The organism is Streptomyces coeruleofuscus (genome assembly GCF_039532725.1).
Taxonomy (GTDB): domain Bacteria; phylum Actinomycetota; class Actinomycetes; order Streptomycetales; family Streptomycetaceae; genus Streptomyces; species Streptomyces coeruleofuscus.
Genome location: NZ_BAAASE010000007.1, coordinates 99405 through 116962 on the forward strand (window position 1 = coordinate 99405; position 17558 = coordinate 116962).

Genomic DNA, 17558 nt, shown 5'->3' on the forward strand with positions numbered 1-17558 from the left:
CCGCGACACTTTAATTACGGACACGCCCTAGCCGTTCGCCTTTCCGTCAGCGCTCCGGCCGCGTCGAGCCGTGGAAGCGGCGCTGGTGCGGAACGCCGTCCTGGGACGGGCGATGGCCGTTCTGGCTCTGGGACGGCGGCAGGATCGCGTCCGCCGTGTTGACCCGGGGGAGGGCGTACGGGTGCTCGTCGGCCAGCCAGCCGACCATCTGCTCGCGGACCGTGACCCGCACCGTCCAGATGTCGTCCGCGTCCTTGGCGGTCACCAGGGCCCGCACCTGCATGGTGTTCGGGGTGGTGTCCGTGACGGACAGGTCGTAGGCGCGGCCGTCCCAGGCCGGGCACTGGCGCAGGATGTCGCGGAGCTTCTCGCGCATGGCGTCCACGGGGGCCGTGTGGTCGAGGTGCCAGAAGACGGTGCCGGTCATCTGCGGGGTGCCGCGCGACCAGTTCTCGAACGGCTTGGACGTGAAGTACGACACCGGCATGGTGATCCGGCGCTCGTCCCAGGTGCGCACGGTCAGGAACGTCAGCGTGATCTCCTCGACCGTGCCCCACTCGCCGTCCACGACGACGGTGTCCCCGATGCGCACCATGTCGCCGAAGGCGATCTGGAACCCGGCGAACATGTTGCTCAGCGTGGACTGGGCGGCGACACCGGCGACGATGCCGAGGATGCCGGCCGAGGCCAGCAGCGAGGCACCCGCCGCGCGGAACGCCGGGAACGTCAGCAGCATGCTCGCCGCGGCCACCACACCGACGATCGCGGACACCACCCGCATGATCAGCGTCACCTGGGTGCGCACCCGGCGGACCCTGGCCGGGTCGCGGTGGGCCCGGGCATTGGCGTACCGGGTGTAGGACGTCTCGACGATCGCCGACGCGATACGGATCACCAGCCAGGCGGCCGACCCGATCAGCACCAGGGTCAGCGCCTGGCCGATGCCCTCCCTGCGGCTCTCCAGCAGTTGCGCCTCGTCGTACGACCCTCTCAGCAGGGCCGCGCACAGCAGGAGCTGGTAAGGGATGCGGCCGCGGCGGAGCAGCCCCCACAGCGGGGTTTCGTGGTGCCGTTCGTCGGCCTTGCGCAGCAGGAAGTCGGTGGCCCAGCCGATCACCAGCGTGAGCACGACCGAGCCACCGACCACGATCAGCGGTCGTAGCAGGTTCTCCATGCCCCCGAACCTAACCGGCTCGCCGGGTGCATGAACATGTGACTTCGGCGGCGTCCTGGGTAGTGCCGCGATCCCGGCCGGTCACACCCGGCTGGCACCATGGCCTCATGAACATCATGCTCTTTCACTCGACCCATGGGCTGCGGCCCGCGGTGCTCCAGGCCGCCGACCGGCTGCGCGCGGCCGGACACGAGGTGTGGACACCCGACCTCTTCGAGGGACGCACGTTCGACACGGTCGAGGAAGGCATGGAGCACAAGGAGAAGATCGGCAAGGACGAGCTGCTGAGGCGGGCCGTGCTGGCCGCCGCGCCCTACTCCGAGCGCGGGCTGGTCTACGCCGGGTTCTCGCTCGGCGCCTCCATCGCTCAGACCCTCGCCCTCGGCGACGACAAGGCGCGCGGGCTGCTGCTCCTGCACGGTACGTCGGACATCGCGCCGGGCGTCACGGCGGACGAGCTGCCGGTCCAGCTGCACGTGGCGGAGCCGGACCCGTTCGAGACGGACGACTGGCTCAGCGCCTGGTACCTCCAGATGGGCCGGACCGGCGCCGACGTCGAGGTGTACCGCTACGCCGGGGCCGGCCATCTCTACACCGATCCCGACCTGCCGGACTACGACGAGGAGGCCGCCGAGGCCACCTGGCGGGTGGCACTCGGCTTCCTCGACAGTCTGTAGGGAGGCCCGGTCACGCCGGGTCGTAGGCGCGCTCGACCTTCTGGGTGCCGCTGCGGGTGCGGTACGAGCGGACCCACTTGGCGGTCGTGTCCCGCTTCGTGCGGTCGGAGACGACGTAGTAGTCCATCTGCGCGCGCTCGGCCGTGATGTCCAGGACGCCGAAGCCGTGGCGGTCGGTGTCGACCCAGTGGACGTGCCGGTTCGCGGCGCGGATCACGGGTGCGGCGACCGCGGAGACCGTGCCCTCGGGGACCTTGACGATGTCGTCGAGGTTGTCGGAGGTGACCGAGGTGACGACGAACTCGGTGGCGGCCGACGGGGAGAGCGGGTACGTGCCGGCGTCCACGGGCACGTCGTTGGCCCACGCCATGTGGATGTCGCCGGTGAGGAAGACGGTGTTGCGGATGGCGTGGGACCGCAGGTGCGCCAGGATCTCGCGGCGGTCGTCGGTGTAGCCGTCCCACTGGTCGGTGTTGAGGGCGAGGCCCTCCTGGGGCAGGCCCAGCAGCTTGGCCAGCGGCTTCAGCAGATCGGCGGAGAGCGAGCCGATGGCGAACGGCGAGACCATCACCGAGTTGCCGACCAGCCGCCAGGTGGTGTCGGACGCCTTCAGGCCCGCCTTGAGCCAGTCGAGCTGGGCGCGGCCGGTGAGCGTGCGGTCCGGGTCGTCGACCTCGCCGTCGCCGACCTTGACCTGCTGGGAGCGGAAGGAGCGCAGGTCCAGCAGCGAGAGGTCGGCCAGCTTGCCGAAACGCAGCCGGCGGTAGGTGGTGCCCGTGATCGCCGGACGCACCGGCATCCATTCGAAGTAGGCCTGCTTGGCGGCGGCCTGGCGGGCGGACCAGGTGCCCTCGGCACCCGCGGTGTGGTTCTCGGCGCCGCCCGACCAGGCGTCGTTGGCGAACTCGTGGTCGTCCCAGATCGCCACGACCGGGGCCGCGGCGTGCAGCGCCTGGAGGTCGGGGTCGGTCTTGTAACGGGCGTGCCGGACGCGGTAGTCGGCGAGGGTGACGATCTCGTGGGCCGGGGCGTGCGGGCGGACGACCGTGCCGCGGGTGCCGTACTCGCCGGTGCCGTACTCGTAGATGTAGTCGCCGAGGTGCAGCCAGGCGTCCAGGTCGCCGCGAGTGGCGAGGTGGCGGTACGGGGAGAAGTAGCCGGCCTCCCAGTTGGCGCAGGAGACCACGCCGAAGCGCAGGTTGGTGACGGCCGCGTCGGGCGCCGGGGCGGTGCGGGTGCGGGCGGCGGGGGATTCGCTGCCGCCGGCGGAGAAGCGGAACCAGTAGTCCGTGCCCGGCTCCAGGCCGCGGATGTCGGCCTTCACGGTGTGGTCGGAGGCGGCCGCCGCGGTGGTGGAGCCCTTGGCGACGACGGTGCTGAACGCCTTGTCCCTGGCGACGATCCAGCTCACCTCGGTGTCCGGGCCGAGCCCGGAGCCGGGTATCGCCTCCGGGACGGGCGTCACGCGGGTCCACAGCAGGATGCCGTCCGGCAGCGGGTCACCGGAGGCCACGCCGTGCAGGAAGGCGGGTGCCTGGTCGACGGCGCGCGCGGGCAGGGTTGCCGCCAGCGGCCCGGCCAGGACAGCGGTCGCCGCCGCGGCCTTGACGACCGTACGGCGGCGCGGGGTGAGGGAGTTGAGACCCTCGGACGTGTTCGATGATCTGTATCGACTGGTCACGAGCGATCAGGTTACTGGTCGGTATGCACCGGAGCGGGCGAACTGAAGGAAGTTCGCCCGCTCTTCACATGCCGGCCGGTCCCTGACCTGCCGTCACTTCTTGAGGGCCTCGCCCACGACCCGGTTGAAGTCGGCCACCGTCATCAGCGGCGTGCCCTGGTTGTCGGCGGTGAGCTGCTTGCCGTCCATGACGAAGCCCGGGGTGCCCTGCACGCCGTCCTTGTTGTCGTCGAAGGTCTTCGACATGGCCATCGCCCAGGCGTCGTAGGTGCCCTTCTCGACCGCGTCCTGGAACTTCTTGTTGTTCTTCAGCTCCGGGACGGTGTTCGCGACCTTGATCAGGTAGCTGTCCTTCTTGAACTCGTCGGTCGTCTCCTCGGGGTGGTACTTCGCCGAGTACAGCGCGGCCTTGTAGTCGAGGAACGCCTGGTCGCTGACGTTCAGCGCGGCACCCAGGGCGCTCAGCGCGTTCTTGGAGCCCTCGCCGTTGTCCTTGTTGTCGATGAAGGTCGCGCCGATGAACTGCATCTTGTACTTGCCGTCGTCGATGTCCTTCTTCACGGTCGGACCGACGGTCTGCTCGAACTGGGCGCACACGGGGCAGCGCGGGTCCTCGTAGATCTTCAGGGTCTTCTTGGCCGAGTCCTTGCCGATGACGACCGTGGTGCCCTTGCTGCCCGTGGTGTTGGCCGGGGCGACGACCTTGGCGTCCTTCTGGGCCTCCCAGTGCGTGGGCTTGTTGGCCTGGACGACCGCGTAGCCGATGCCGCCGGCTATCGCCAGGACACCGACTATGGAGGCGGCGACGATGATCTGCCGCTTGGCCTTCGCCCGCTTGGCCTCGCGCTCGCGCTCGACGCGCAGCCGCTCACGGGCCGCCGTCTTCGCCGCCTGGCTGTTCCGCTTGCTCATGGTGATGCTCTCCGTCGGGGACGCGCACACGTCGTGTGCGGAATACGTAAGGGGGACTGCCGGTGCTCGAAAGGTGCCTCACACGAAGGCGGGCGAGCACGGCGGTCCACGTCGTCCCAGGGAGTGGGCGAGGATCCGGTCGCGGGCGGTGGACGTGCGGTCGGCGGCCCGCGACGGCAGCCGGGGCCCGGCCGGGGCCCGCGTCACCGTCACCGCGGCGACCGCCAGCAGCAGCGGACGGAACGTGGTCCCCGCCACCGCCCGCAGCAGCTGGGCCAGGGCCCGCTCGCCCCGGCGCAGCCAGACGGCGGCGGCCAGTCCCACGCCGACGTGCGCGCCGAGCAGCAGCCAGGCGGTGGCCGGGTCGGCGTGCGCGACCACGGTCGCGAGCCGGTCGGTGCCGGTGGCTCCGGCCATCCGCGCCAGCGGCGTGCCGACCTCGCCGCCGCCGCACAGCACGTCCAGACCGACCGACCGCAGCGGGCCGGCGACCGGGCCGCCCGACCGGCCGTAACAGGCGTGCTGTCCCGTGGTGAACACCGTGTCGGCGGCCAGTTCCAGCGGGATCAGCAGGGCCGCGATCCGCCCGAAGGAGCGCTCGCGGCCCGCCAGGGCGTACGCGATCACGAACACGGTGGCGGCGACCGCGGCCACCGTGCCCACCGGCAGCGGGACCCGGGACAGCAGCACGTGCGACGCGGTGCTGAGCGTCACGACCACTGCCGTGAACAGCGCCGCGCGTACGGCTCTGAGCTGGATCCCGGATATGTCCATAGCGAAAGGAGAGTCTGTCACGGGGGCCTGTAAGGGACCCCTAAAGGATGCCTGTGAGAGAGCGGCCGGACAAAGCCCCGGCTCAGGGCCCTTACAGCCCGGGGATCCGGCCGTTGCGGAACAGGTCCACGAAGGTCTGGTGGTCGGCACGAGCGCGTGCGCCGTAGCTGTGCGCGAAGTCGGTCAGCAGCGGGGCGAAGCTCTCCTCGTCGCCCGCGATCGCCGCGTCGATGGCCCGCTCCGTGGAGAACGGGACCAGGGACTCACCGGACTGGTCGTCCGCCGCCGAGTGCATCGTGGCCGTGGCCCTGCCGAGGTCGGCCACCACCTGGGCGATCTCCTCCGCGTCGTCGATGTCGCCCCAGTCGAGGTCCACCGCGTACGGCGAGACCTCGGCGACCAGCTGGCCCGCGCCGTCCAGCTCGGTCCAGCCCAGCCACGGGTCGGCGTGCGCCTGGAGGGCGCGCTGGGAGATGACCGTGCGGTGCCCCTCGTGCTGGAAGTAGTCGCGGATCGCCTGGTCCGTGACGTGCCGGGAGACGGCCGGGGTCTGGGCCTGCTTGATGTAGATCACCACATCGTTCTCCAGGGCGTCGCTGTGGCCCTCCAGGAGGATGTTGTACGACGGCAGCCCCGCCGAGCCGATGCCGATGCCGCGCCGGCCGACGACGTCCTTCACGCGGTAGGAGTCCGGGCGGGCCAGCGAGCTGTCCGGGAGCGTCTCCAGGTAGCCGTCGAAGGCGGCGAGCACCTTGTAGCGCGTGGCCGCGTCCAGCTCCATGGAGCCGCCGCCCGGCGCGAAGCGGCGCTCGAAGTCGCGGATCTCCGTCATCGACTCCAGCAGCCCGAAGCGGGTCAGGGACCGGGCGTCGCGCAGCGCGTCCAGCAGCGGTCCCTGTGCCGTGTCCAGCGTGAAGGGCGGCACCTCGTCGCTCTTGGCGCCGGTGGCCAGGGCGTGGATCCGCTCGCGGTAGGCGACCGCGTAGATCGTCACCAGCTCGGAGATCTGCTCGTCGCTGAGGGCCTTCGCGTACCCGATGAGGGCGATGGAGGCGGCGAAGCGCTTCAGGTCCCACGTGAAGGGACCGACGTAGGCCTCGTCGAAGTCGTTGACGTTGAAGATCAGGCGGCCGTTGGCGTCCATGTACGTGCCGAAATTCTCCGCGTGCAGGTCGCCGTGGATCCACACGCGCGAGGTGCGCTCGTCCAGGAACGGCCCGCCCCGCTTCTCCTGCCCCAGATCGTGGTAGAAGAGGCACGCCGTGCCCCGGTAGAACGCGAAGGCCGAGGCCGCCATCTTCCGGAACTTCACGCGGAACGCGGCCGGGTCGGCGGCCAGGAGCTCGCCGAAGGCGGTGTCGAAGACGGCGAGAATTTCCTCACCGCGGTGCTCGCCGTCGAGCTGCGGGAACGACATCGCTGGGTGCCTCCTGGTGCGTACATCTGGGGACGGCAGGTCCGCCCTCCGTCTAACGTGCGGCGGTCCGCGGGAGTGCCCGCGAACCCCGCACGAAGGTACGCGGGTCAGGCCCCCGAGTGTCACTGGCGAGGCATAGACTTCGACGCTGTCCCCCAGACTGTCCGCAGCCTGCCGGACCCCATTCGACGTACGTTTTCCCTGGAGGCCGCAGCCGTGTCAAAGCCGCCGTTCACGCACCTGCACGTCCACACCCAGTACTCGCTGCTGGACGGTGCCGCGCGGCTGAAGGACATGTTCAACGCGTGCAACGAGATGGGCATGACGCACATCGCCATGTCCGACCACGGCAACCTCCACGGGGCGTACGACTTCTTCCACTCGGCGCAGAAGGCCGGGGTCACGCCGATCATCGGCATCGAGGCGTACGTCGCGCCCGAGTCGCGCCGCAACAAGCGCAAGATCCAGTGGGGCCAGCCGCACCAGAAGCGGGACGACGTCTCCGGCTCCGGTGGTTACACCCACAAGACGATGTGGGCGGTGAACGGGACCGGCCTGCACAACCTCTTCCGGCTCTCCTCGGACGCGTACGCCGAGGGCTGGCTCCAGAAGTGGCCCCGGATGGACAAGGAGACCATCGCCCAGTGGTCCGAGGGCATCGTCGCCTCCACCGGCTGCCCCTCCGGCGAGGTCCAGACCCGGCTGCGCCTCGGCCACTTCGACGAGGCCCTCAAGGCCGCCGCCGACTACCAGGACATCTTCGGCAAGGACCGCTACTTCCTGGAGCTGATGGACCACGGCATCGAGATCGAGCGCCGGGTCCGCGACGGCCTGCTGGAGATCGCCAAGAAGCTCGGCATCCCCCCGCTGGTCACGAACGACTCCCACTACACCTACTCGCACGAGGCGAGCGCCCACGACGCCCTGCTGTGCATCCAGACCGGCAAGAACCTCTCCGACCCCGACCGCTTCAGGTTCGACGGCACCGGCTACTACCTGAAGTCCACGGACGAGATGTACGCCATCGACTCCTCGGACGCCTGGCAGGAGGGCTGCGCCAACACCCGGCTGATCGCCGAGATGGTCGACACCACGGGCATGTTCGAGAAGCGCGACCTGATGCCCAAGTTCGACATCCCCGAGGGGTACACGGAGGTCAGCTGGTTCCGCGAGGAGACCCTGCGCGGCATGCACCGCCGCTTCCCGGACGGCATCCCGGACGACCGCATGAAGCAGGTCGAGTACGAGATGGACACCATCATCTCGATGGGCTTCCCGGGCTACTTCCTCGTGGTCGCCGACTTCATCATGTGGGCCAAGAAGCAGGGCATCGCGGTCGGCCCCGGACGGGGCTCCGCGGCCGGCTCGATCGTCGCCTACGCCCTCGGCATCACCGACCTCGACCCCATCCCGCACGGCCTGATCTTCGAGCGGTTCCTCAACCCCGAGCGCATCTCCATGCCCGATGTCGACATCGACTTCGACGAGCGCCGGCGCGTCGAGGTGATCCGGTACGTGACGGAGAAGTACGGCGCCGACAAGGTCGCCATGATCGGCACGTACGGCACCATCAAGGCCAAGAACGCGATCAAGGACTCCGCGCGCGTGCTGGGCTACCCGTACGCGATGGGCGACCGCCTCACCAAGGCCATGCCCGCCGACGTCCTCGGCAAGGGCATCAACCTGGACGGCATCACCAACCCCGAGCACCCCCGCTACTCGGAGGCGGGCGAGATCCGGGCGATGTACGAGAACGAGCCGGACGTGAAGAAGGTCATCGACACCGCCAAGGGCGTCGAGGGCCTGGTCCGGCAGATGGGCGTGCACGCCGCCGGCGTGATCATGTCCAGCGAGACGATCACCGACCACGTCCCGGTCTGGGTCAGGCACACCGACGGCGTGACCATCACGCAGTGGGACTACCCGAGCTGTGAGTCGCTCGGCCTGCTGAAGATGGACTTCCTCGGCCTGCGCAACCTGACGATCATGGACGACGCCGTCAAGATGGTGAAGTCCAACAAGGGGATCGACATCGATCTCCTGAGCCTCCCGCTCGACGACCCCACGACCTTCGAACTGCTCCAGCGCGGCGACACCCTCGGCGTCTTCCAGTTCGACGGCGGCCCCATGCGCTCCCTGCTCCGGCTGATGAAGCCGGACAACTTCGAAGACATCTCCGCCGTGTCGGCCCTGTACCGCCCGGGCCCGATGGGCATGAACTCCCACACGAACTACGCGCTGCGCAAGAACGGGCAGCAGGAGATCACGCCGATCCACCCCGAGCTGGAGGAGCCGCTCAAGGAGGTCCTGGACGTCACCTACGGCCTGATCGTCTACCAGGAGCAGGTGCAGAAGGCCGCCCAGATCATCGCCGGCTACTCGCTCGGCGAGGCCGACATCCTCCGCCGCGTGATGGGCAAGAAGAAGCCCGAGGAACTGGCGAAGAACTTCGTGCTGTTCCAGGAGGGCGCCCGTAAGAAGGGCTTCAGCGACGAGGCCATCCAGGCGCTCTGGGACGTGCTGGTCCCCTTCGCCGGCTACGCGTTCAACAAGGCGCACTCCGCCGCGTACGGACTCGTCTCGTACTGGACCGCGTACCTCAAGGCGAACCACCCCGCCGAGTACATGGCCGCGCTCCTGACGTCCGTGAAGGACGACAAGGACAAGTCGGCCGTCTACCTCAACGAGTGCCGCCGCATGGGCATCAAGGTGCTCCCGCCGGACGTCAACGAGTCGATGTCCAACTTCGCCGCCCAGGGCGACGACGTGATCCTCTTCGGCCTCTCCGCCGTCCGCAACGTCGGTACGAACGTCGTCGAGTCGATCATCAGGTGCCGCAAGGCCAAGGGGAAGTACACCTCGTTCCCGGACTACCTCGACAAGGTGGAGGCGGTGGTCTGCAACAAGCGCACCACCGAATCGCTGATCAAGGCGGGCGCCTTCGACGCCATGGGCCACACCCGCAAGGGCCTGACCGCGCAGTACGAACCGATGATCGACAACGTGGTCGCGGTCAAGCGCAAGGAGGCCGAGGGGCAGTTCGACCTCTTCGGCGGCATGGGGGAGGAGCAGAGCGACGAGCCGGGCTTCGGGCTCGACGTGGAGTTCACCACCGAGGAGTGGGACAAGACCTATCTGCTCGCCCAGGAGCGGGAGATGCTCGGTCTGTACGTCTCCGACCACCCGCTGTTCGGTCTGGAGCACATCCTGTCCGACAAGGCCGACGCGGGCATCTCCCAGCTCACCGGCGGTGAGCACGCGGACGGCGCGGTCGTCACCATCGGCGGCATCATCTCCGGCCTGCAGCGCAAGATGACCAAGCAGGGCAACGCCTGGGCCATCGCCACCGTCGAGGACCTCGCCGGCTCGATCGAGTGCATGTTCTTCCCGGCGACCTACCAGCTCGTCTCGACCCAACTCGTCGAGGACGCCGTGGTGTTCGTCAAGGGCCGCCTCGACAAGCGTGAGGACGTGCCGCGGCTGGTCGCGATGGAGTTGCAGGTCCCCGACCTGTCGAACGCGGGCACCAACGCGCCCGTCGTACTGACCATCCCGGCCACGCGGGTCACCCCGCCGCTGGTCAGCCGGCTCGGCGAGGTGCTCAGCCACCACAAGGGTGACAGCGAGGTCCGGATCAGGCTCCAGGGACCGACCAAGACGACCGTCCTGCGTCTGGACCGGCACCGGGTGAAGCCGGACCCGGCGCTCTTCGGCGACCTGAAGGTGCTGCTCGGGCCCTCCTGCCTGGCGGGCTGACGCCGGCTCGGGAGCGGGCTCTCGACGCGCGAGAGGGGCGTACCCGGTACCGGGTACGCCCCTCGGTGTGTGTCCGGGGCTCATCACCCATGACACAGATGTCAGTTGTGACCGAAGCTCCGCTTGCGCTTGCGGCTCGCCACGTCGCCGGGGGTCACCTCGACCTCGGGCTGGGGCTCCGCCTCCGCGGTGGGACGGCGGTCCGCACGCTGACCACGCTCGGTAGGACGCTGCTGCTTACGGTCACGGTTCTTGTTCTTGGCCATGGTGATGCCTCCTGTGGGGGATCTAGGGGCCAGGGCCGGGACCAGATTCACACAGGCCGACAACGATCGCATGTCGGACAATTACCGTGCGTGACAGGGCTGGTCGCGGCGAGAACCCCGGAAACGCCACGCCGAAGATCGAGTTCCGGCCGTTAACCTCCGCGCCGTCGGGCAGACTCGAAGCAAGCCCGAAGCAAACCTCCCGGGAAGAGGGTGAGTCGTGTGGACCGCTGCATCGTCCTGGTGGACGCGGGGTATCTGCTGGGGGCAGCGGCGAGTCTCCTCGCCGGGGAGCCCTCACGATCCCGTATCACCGTCGACCACACCGCCCTCATCCAGGGGCTGCGCGAACGCGCCGAGTCGGACACGCAGCAGCCGCTGCTGCGTATCTACTGGTTCGACGGCGCCCCCGACCGGGTCCCGCAACCCGAGCACCGCAGGCTGCGCGTGATGCCCCGGGTCACCGTCCGGCTGGGCGCGCTGACCCGCAGCGACGGCCGCTGGGCGCAGAAGGGGGTGGACGCGGCGATGCACGCCGAGCTCACCGAACTGGCCCGCAACCGCGCCTGCTCCGACGTCGTCCTGGTGACCGGGGACGGCGACCTGCTGCCGGGCATGATGGCCGCCAAGGAGCACGGCGTCGCCGTCCACCTGTGGGCCGTGCAGGCCGCCGACGGCGACTACAACCAGTCCGAGGACCTGGTCGCCGAGGCCGACGAGCGGCGCGTCCTGGACCGGACCTGGATCACCAGGGCCGTCCGCGCCAAGGAGCACACCGGCGTGTGTGCCCCGCAGCCCGCGCCCCGGCCCGAGATCGCCGCGATCCTCTCCGCCCCGCTGCCCGAGTCCGCGCTCGCCACCCAGGCCGAGCGCCCCGCCCCGCAGCCGCGGCACCCCGTGGACGGTGCCGGGCAGAACGGCGGGGAGGAACGGGCGCCCGCCGCCAAAGGCGTCCCCACGCCCAAAGACCTGGCCGCCCTGCGCGCCCCCGGCACCCAGCCCGCCCAGCAGCCCGCCTCCGCCACCCTCCGCTGGTCCTCCGACAAAGGCTGGGTCGACCGGCCCACGGCCGAGCCCCCCGAGGCCGCCTCGATGCCGACGCTCGCCCAGCTGACCACGGCCGAGCAGCGGTGGGCCGACCGCGAGGAGGACATCACCACCGTCGGCGGCGACCCCTTCGAGGTGGGGCAGGTCTTCGCCCGGCGCTGGGTCGAGCGCCTCGGCGACCAGAGCCACCTGCAGAAACTGTCCGGGATGTACCCGCGCATCCCGCACCGCGTCGACGGGGAGCTGCTGCGCTACGCCGCCCGCTTCGGCCTGCTCGCCCACAAGGACGACCAGATCGACGAGCGGGACCGGTACGCCATCCGGGCCGGTTTCTGGAAGGAGATCGGCGTGCGCACGGGAGTGGAGCACGCGCCCGTCGGCGAGTGAGAACATCGCCGGCGGATTTCCCGTTGTGGACCGACCCGAGAGCGGACCGGGCTCGCCGACCCCGTAGTCTCGTCCCTTGTGAGTAAGCGCGCGGCACAGGCATTTCGGCACGATGGTGACGTCGTGTGCGCGGTGCGCGGGCTGACCAAGACCTATCCGGCGGTACGTGCCCGGCGCGGCGCGCCCGGAACACCCGAGGTCCGGGCCACGGACGACGTGACGCTGGACATCCGGCGCGGCGAGATCTTCGGCCTGCTCGGGCCGAACGGCGCCGGCAAGTCCACCCTCGTACGGCAGCTCACCGGGCTGATGCGGCCCGACCGCGGCAGCGTGGAGATCCTCGGGCACGACATCGTGCGCCACCCGGAGCGGGCCGCGCGGATCCTCGCCTACCTCGGGCAGGAGTCGACCGCCCTCGACGAGCTGACCGTGTCGCTCGCCGCCGAGACCACCGGGCGGCTGCGCGGCCTGGACGTACGGCGGGCGCGGGCCGAGCGGGACGACGTACTCGACGAGCTGGGGCTCGCACCGCTCGCCGGCCGCCCGCTGAAGAAGCTCTCCGGGGGCCAGCGGCGCCTGGCGTGCTTCGCCGCGGCGCTGGTGGGGGAGCGGTCGCTGCTCGTGCTCGACGAGCCGACCACCGGCATGGACCCGGTGGCGCGACGGGCCGTGTGGTCCGCCGTCGACCGGCGGCGGGCCGAGCGCGGGACGACCGTGCTGCTCGTCACCCACAACGTCATCGAGGCCGAGACCGTGCTGGACCGGGTGGCCGTCCTCGACCGGGGGCGGGTGATCGCCTGCGACACGCCGACCGGGCTCAAGGAGCAGGTCGCCGGTGAGGTGCGGGTCGACCTGGTGTGGCGGGACGCGGCGCCGCTGCACGTCCCCGAGGTGGCCGCGCTGCGGGACCGCGCCGTGGAGTCGGGCCGCCTGTGGACGCTCCGGCTCGGGCCCGAGGAGGCCCGGGCGGTGGTCGCCACCGTCACCGGTGGAGCCGCCTTCGCCGCCCTGGACGACTTCACGCTGGCCACGCCGAGCCTGGAGGACGTGTACCTGGCCCTGGGCGGTGCCGTGCAGCAGGGGCTGGTGAAGGCGTGAGGAGTGGCGAGGCCTTGAGTGCGGGGGCCTGGAACATGACGGCCTGGAAGATGGCCTTGAACATGACGGCCTTGAATGTGACGACCCGGAATGCGGCGGCCTTGAGTACGCAGGGCGCCGCGTACGTACCGAACAGGGCGACTGCCGCAGTGGACCCGACGAAGGGGAGCAGCGCGACGTGAGTGTCGTACCCGCCGATGTCCTGCCGGGCAGTGCCCTGGCCGTGGACGAGCCCGCCCCGTGCGCGGCCGAGCTCGGACCTCGGGCGCGGCTGTGGCCGTCGCTGGCGGCCGTGTACCGGGCGCAGCTGTCCCGGGCGCGGGTCGCGCGGATCCCGCTGCTGTTCGTGGCGACCTTCCAGTCGATCGGGATCATGATCCTGATGCGCGGGGTCGTGGACGACGGGGCCGAGGCGCAGGCCGTCGTCGCCGGGTCGTCGGTCCTCGTGGTCGCCTTCGTCGCGCTGAACCTTCTCGCGCAGTACTTCGGGCAGCTGCGGGCCAGCGGCGGACTCGACCACTACGCGACGCTGCCGGTGCCGCCGGCGGCGGTGGTGCTGGGCGCGGCGGGCGCGTACGCGTCGTTCACCGTGCCCGGGACGGTCGTGACGGCGGTGTTCGGCTGTGTGCTCTTCGGGTTGCCACTGGCCCATCTGTGGATCCTCGTGGCCGTGATCCCGCTGGCGGGCGCCGCGCTCGCCGGGCTCGGGGCGGCGCTGGGGCTGCTCGCGCCCCGGCCGGAGCTGGCCACGCTGCTCGGGCAGCTCGGCATGTCGGCGGCGCTGCTGCTGGGCGTGCTGCCGGCGGACCGGATGCCGGAGGTCGTGCGGTTCGCGCGGGATCTGCTGCCGTCGACGTACGGGGTGGAGGCCTTCGCGCGCACGTTCGGACCGAACCCCGACTGGGCCTTCGTGCTCGGTGACCTCGCCGTGTGCGGGTTCGTGGGCGTCGTCTCGCTGGCCGTGGCGACCTGGGCGTACCGCAGGGCGGCCGTCCGGTGAGCGGGGAGGGATCGTCCGGTGACGCGGGGCACAGGCGGGCCTGGCACGATGGCAGGGTGACCGCACCACTGAATCCGCCACCGCCACCGCATGGACGTTCCGCACAGGATTCGTGGCCGCCGCCGGGCGCCGGCCCCGGGGCGCCCGGGTCCAAGGTTCACGGGGCCCAGGCCCACGAGTCTCAGGCTCCCGGGTCTCAGCAGGCCGAGTACGCCGGACTCGGCTGGTACGGGCAGGACGACGGGCCCGGCATGAGGACGGAAGTGCGGGAGGCCGGCGTGGTCGCCGTGGCGGTGGCGCTCGGCGGGGTGTTGCTGGGCGTGCTGTGGTGGTGGCTCGCGCCGCACGTGCCGCTGGTCGGTGACGTGGTCGAGGGGAACTGGGTCGTCTACCTCAAGGACACCGAGGGGGAGCAGGCCGTCGGGGTCGACGGCACGTTCACGCTGCTCGGGCTGGCCTTCGGGGTCGTCAGCGCCCTGGTCGTGTTCCTGCTGCGGCGGCGTGGGGGCGTGCCGCTGGTCGTGGGGCTGGCCGTCGGGGGGCTGCTCGGGTCGTTGCTGGCGTGGCGGGTCGGGGTGTGGCTCGGGCCCGCGGAGGACGTGGTCGCGCATGCGCGTGAAGTGGGGCGGGGGGTGACGTTCTCCGCGCCATTGCGGCTGGGGGCGAAGGGGGCGTTGCTGGCCTGGCCGTTTGCCGCGCTGGTGCTGCATCTCGGGTTGACGGCGTTGTTCGGGCCTCGGGATCCGGAGCCGGAGTTCTCGGACGGTCCGTATCAGGCACCGCCGGCTGGGTAGTGCTCGGCGTTGGTGCTGCGCCCACCCGTGCCGCCCTTGGCGGGCAGCATGCCCGGCACGCTCGCAGCAGGCCGAGCTCCTCGCTTGCCCGCAGCTAGGCAGGCCGTCCGACGGGAGCGACCACCGCCCCCGTCAGCTTCTGCAAGTCCTCCGGGGACAGTTCCACCTCCAGGCCCCTCCTGCCCGCCGAGACGCAGATCGTCGAGTGCGCTGAAGCCGAGGCATCGAGCACCGTCGGGAGTTTCTTGCGCTGGCCCAGCGGGGAGATGCCGCCCCGGACGTACCCCGTCGTGCGTTCCGCCAGTGTCGGGTCGGCCATCGTCGCGCGTTTGCCGCCCACCGCCGCTGCCAGGGCCTTCAGGTCCAGCTGGCCCGCCACCGGGACCACGGCGACCGTCAGGGTGCCGTCGACGTCCGCCACCAGGGTCTTGAAGACGCGGTCCGGGGAGACGCCCATCGCCTCGGCCGCCTCCTCGCCGTAGGAGGGGTGGGAGGGGTCGTGGTCGTAGGAGTGGACCGTGAACTCCACGCCCGCCGCCGTGAGGGCGACCGTCGCGGGGGTGCCGCCCGGCTGCTGCTTCTTCGACTTCTTCGCCATTCCGTCCGCTTTGGTTGAGACGCGTCTTCGGTTGCGACGCGTCTTCGGTTGCGACGCGTCTTCAGTTGAGACTCGTCGTCAGTTGAGACTCGTCGGGCCGCGCGTCAGGTCCGACGACGGCAACGACGGCAGATTACGGATGATGGCCGTCTCGGAGCGAAGGAGTTTCAGCTCGTCGCGCAGGCGGGAGGCCGTGTCGGGAGCCTGGAGCAGGCGTTGCTTCGTGGGGGTGTCCAGCATCATCGCCGCGGCCACCAGGTACGACACCACACCGGGCTCGTCGGGCAGGTCGGCGCCGGTCGTCAAGGACCGTTCCCGCGCGCCCGCCAGCCGCTTCTGGTACTGGCGGAAGGACCGCAGCACCCCCTCGGCCAAGGGCGCCGCCTCGTCGCCGGGTTCCTCCGGCAGCGTCTCCAGCTCGGCCGTCAGGAACGGGCCCGACGCCTCCACCGACAGCAGCCGCACCCGGTTCGTGCCGGTCGCCAGCACCTCGAAGGAGCCGTCGGTCCGCTCGCGGATCGTCGCGGCGTCCGCGATACAGCCCACCTTGTGGAACGCCTTGGTCGGGTCCGTGCCGAAGCCGGCGGCGGGCCCCCGCTCGGGCAGGGACGTGGGGTCGGGCATGCCGGGCGCGCTCGGGGCCACCTCGTGGCCGTCGCGGATCGCCACGACGGCGAACCGGCGCGGCTCGTCCTCCGGCGTCTTCAGCAGCTCGCGCATCATGGCGCGATACCGCTCCTCGAAGACGTTGAGCGGGAGCACGAGCCCCGGGAACAGCACCGAGTTCAGGGGGAAGAGGGGGAGCCGGACGGTGGTCACGACGCAAAAGCCTAATGGTCGCGGGAGCGGGCTCGTCCGCCCCGTTCACTCCGTGGATGCCCGGGCGGCCGGCCGGCTGCTCCGGCCAGGATGTCGTCGCGTACCCGAAGGAAGTGGCCGAGGGGGTCGTCCGACACCTGGTCCCAGGGGAACGAGGTGGCGTACGGGCCGTTCAGGTGCAGCTGTTCCTGGGCGTCAGGCCATCGTTCCAGGCGCACCAGGACGAAGACGAGCAGGTTCCGCATGCGGGCCGGCCAGGGGTCGGCCGTCGGCAGCCGCAGGGACAGTGCGATGGCCCGGTCGGCGGCCGCGTCCAGCCGTTCGCGCGGCAGCTCGGGCCCGCAGTCGTCGGTGAGATAGCCGAAGGCGGCCCGCAGCGGGAGTGCCTGGACGAGCGCGTCGGCGGGCGCGTCCTGCGCGGCCCGGTCGGCGAAGTCGAAGCACTCCTGGTGCGAACCGTGCCAGGACGCGGCCAGATAGCGCAGGGCCGATTCGTGACAGCCGTAGTGGTGCGGGGCGCGGCGGACGGCCGCCGCCCACAGTTCCTCGAAGTAGCTGTGTCCGGCCTGGGCGCCGCGCGCGTGGTCCAGCGCGAGCCGCCAGGGCACGGGATCGCCGTGGTCGGCCCGCGCGGCGACCGTGATCAGCGGGCTCACCTCGCGCAGCGCCTCGGCCCGGGCCGGTGACTGCCAGGCGCGGTCCACCGCCAGCTGGGCCCTGAGCAGCAGCGCGTCCGGGTCCTGCGGGGCGGTGGCGAGCCAGGCGTCCAGCCAGTCGGGGCGCGAGCGGGCGAAGGCGGCCAGCCGGGTGACGTACCGGTCGCGCCGCTCCCACTCGGCCGCCGTCCGGGTGGCGCGGAGCAGTCCGGCCGCAGGTCCGTGGTCGTCGCGAGCGGCCGCGACCAGCGCCGGACTGAGCCGCGCGTCGGGCGCGTCGAGCAGCACCTCGTCGTCGGTGCGCGGTCCGCCGGCGAGGTGGGAGGCGGTCCTTGTCATCCGGCTCGCGCGGATGAACGGCAGCTGTATTGCCATGGTGCCGACCATTGAAAGTCCGCTGGTCACAGCGGCGCCAGATCGTTCGGGGAAGTCGCGGAAAGTTGTACGCCGAAGAGTCAAGAGATGGTAAAGGTGTGACAGTTCAACAACTGCCATCACATGG

General features: G+C 70.8%; 15 protein-coding genes. 6 read left to right on the forward strand and 9 right to left on the reverse strand.

The window, feature by feature from the left end; translation table 11 throughout:
- Positions 1-46: 46 nt before the first annotated feature.
- On the reverse strand, positions 47-1174 hold the full coding sequence (locus tag ABFX81_RS26740) for a mechanosensitive ion channel domain-containing protein (protein ID WP_086853768.1): 1128 nt from the start codon (positions 1172-1174) through the stop codon (positions 47-49).
- A 107-nt stretch (positions 1175-1281) separates the two neighbouring features.
- Between ABFX81_RS26740 and ABFX81_RS26745 the strand changes: the two genes are divergently transcribed.
- A complete protein-coding gene (locus tag ABFX81_RS26745; protein WP_086853779.1) occupies positions 1282-1851 on the forward strand; it encodes a dienelactone hydrolase family protein in 570 nt (189 codons plus the stop codon).
- A gap of 10 nt (positions 1852-1861) precedes the next feature.
- Here the strand turns inward: ABFX81_RS26745 and ABFX81_RS26750 are convergent, their stop codons facing one another.
- From ABFX81_RS26750 to ABFX81_RS26765, 4 genes are all read right to left on the reverse strand, one after another.
- A complete protein-coding gene (locus tag ABFX81_RS26750) occupies positions 1862-3532 on the reverse strand; it encodes an alkaline phosphatase D family protein (protein WP_086853766.1) in 1671 nt (556 codons plus the stop codon).
- Positions 3533-3625: 93 nt separating this feature from the next.
- Positions 3626-4444, reverse strand: coding sequence for a DsbA family protein (locus ABFX81_RS26755; RefSeq protein ID WP_086853764.1), 819 nt, complete (start codon positions 4442-4444; stop codon positions 3626-3628).
- 78 nt (positions 4445-4522) lie between these two features.
- On the reverse strand, positions 4523-5218 hold the full coding sequence (locus ABFX81_RS26760; RefSeq protein ID WP_346138782.1) for a hypothetical protein: 696 nt from the start codon (positions 5216-5218) through the stop codon (positions 4523-4525).
- 91 nt (positions 5219-5309) lie between these two features.
- Complete coding sequence (locus tag ABFX81_RS26765) at positions 5310-6635, reverse strand: DUF2252 family protein (protein WP_086854517.1); 1326 nt, start codon at positions 6633-6635, stop codon at positions 5310-5312.
- 216 nt (positions 6636-6851) lie between these two features.
- Here ABFX81_RS26765 and dnaE point away from each other — a divergent pair, with 216 nt between their 5' ends.
- A complete protein-coding gene (gene dnaE, locus ABFX81_RS26770) occupies positions 6852-10391 on the forward strand; it encodes a DNA polymerase III subunit alpha (RefSeq protein WP_086854516.1) in 3540 nt (1179 codons plus the stop codon).
- Between the two features lie 101 nt (positions 10392-10492).
- Here the strand turns inward: dnaE and ABFX81_RS26775 are convergent, their stop codons facing one another.
- Complete coding sequence (locus ABFX81_RS26775; RefSeq protein ID WP_230299561.1) at positions 10493-10657, reverse strand: hypothetical protein; 165 nt, start codon at positions 10655-10657, stop codon at positions 10493-10495.
- 222 nt (positions 10658-10879) lie between these two features.
- On the opposite strand from ABFX81_RS26775, the gene ABFX81_RS26780 reads away from it, so the two are divergent.
- The 4 genes from ABFX81_RS26780 to ABFX81_RS26795 all read left to right on the forward strand — a co-directional run bounded on the left by ABFX81_RS26780 (position 10880) and on the right by ABFX81_RS26795 (position 14983).
- Positions 10880-12091 (forward strand): NYN domain-containing protein, encoded by a 1212-nt coding sequence (locus ABFX81_RS26780; protein WP_346138783.1) that lies wholly within the window; start codon positions 10880-10882, stop codon positions 12089-12091.
- Between the two features lie 123 nt (positions 12092-12214).
- Complete coding sequence (locus tag ABFX81_RS26785; protein WP_150480335.1) at positions 12215-13189, forward strand: ABC transporter ATP-binding protein; 975 nt, start codon at positions 12215-12217, stop codon at positions 13187-13189.
- Positions 13190-13367: 178 nt separating this feature from the next.
- Positions 13368-14189, forward strand: coding sequence for an ABC transporter permease (locus ABFX81_RS26790; RefSeq protein WP_346138784.1), 822 nt, complete (start codon positions 13368-13370; stop codon positions 14187-14189).
- 56 nt (positions 14190-14245) lie between these two features.
- On the forward strand, positions 14246-14983 hold the full coding sequence (locus ABFX81_RS26795; protein WP_346138785.1) for an AAA family ATPase: 738 nt from the start codon (positions 14246-14248) through the stop codon (positions 14981-14983).
- A 94-nt stretch (positions 14984-15077) separates the two neighbouring features.
- Here the strand turns inward: ABFX81_RS26795 and ybaK are convergent, their stop codons facing one another.
- The 3 genes from ybaK to ABFX81_RS26810 form a co-directional block, all read right to left on the reverse strand.
- On the reverse strand, positions 15078-15581 hold the full coding sequence (gene ybaK, locus ABFX81_RS26800; RefSeq protein ID WP_346138786.1) for a Cys-tRNA(Pro) deacylase: 504 nt from the start codon (positions 15579-15581) through the stop codon (positions 15078-15080).
- Positions 15582-15659: 78 nt separating this feature from the next.
- Positions 15660-16400: an LON peptidase substrate-binding domain-containing protein gene (locus tag ABFX81_RS26805; RefSeq protein WP_346138787.1), complete on the reverse strand. Its 741-nt coding sequence runs from the start codon at positions 16398-16400 to the stop codon at positions 15660-15662.
- Between the two features lie 11 nt (positions 16401-16411).
- Complete coding sequence (locus ABFX81_RS26810) at positions 16412-17443, reverse strand: hypothetical protein (protein WP_346138788.1); 1032 nt, start codon at positions 17441-17443, stop codon at positions 16412-16414.
- Between the last annotated feature and the right edge of the window lie 115 nt (positions 17444-17558).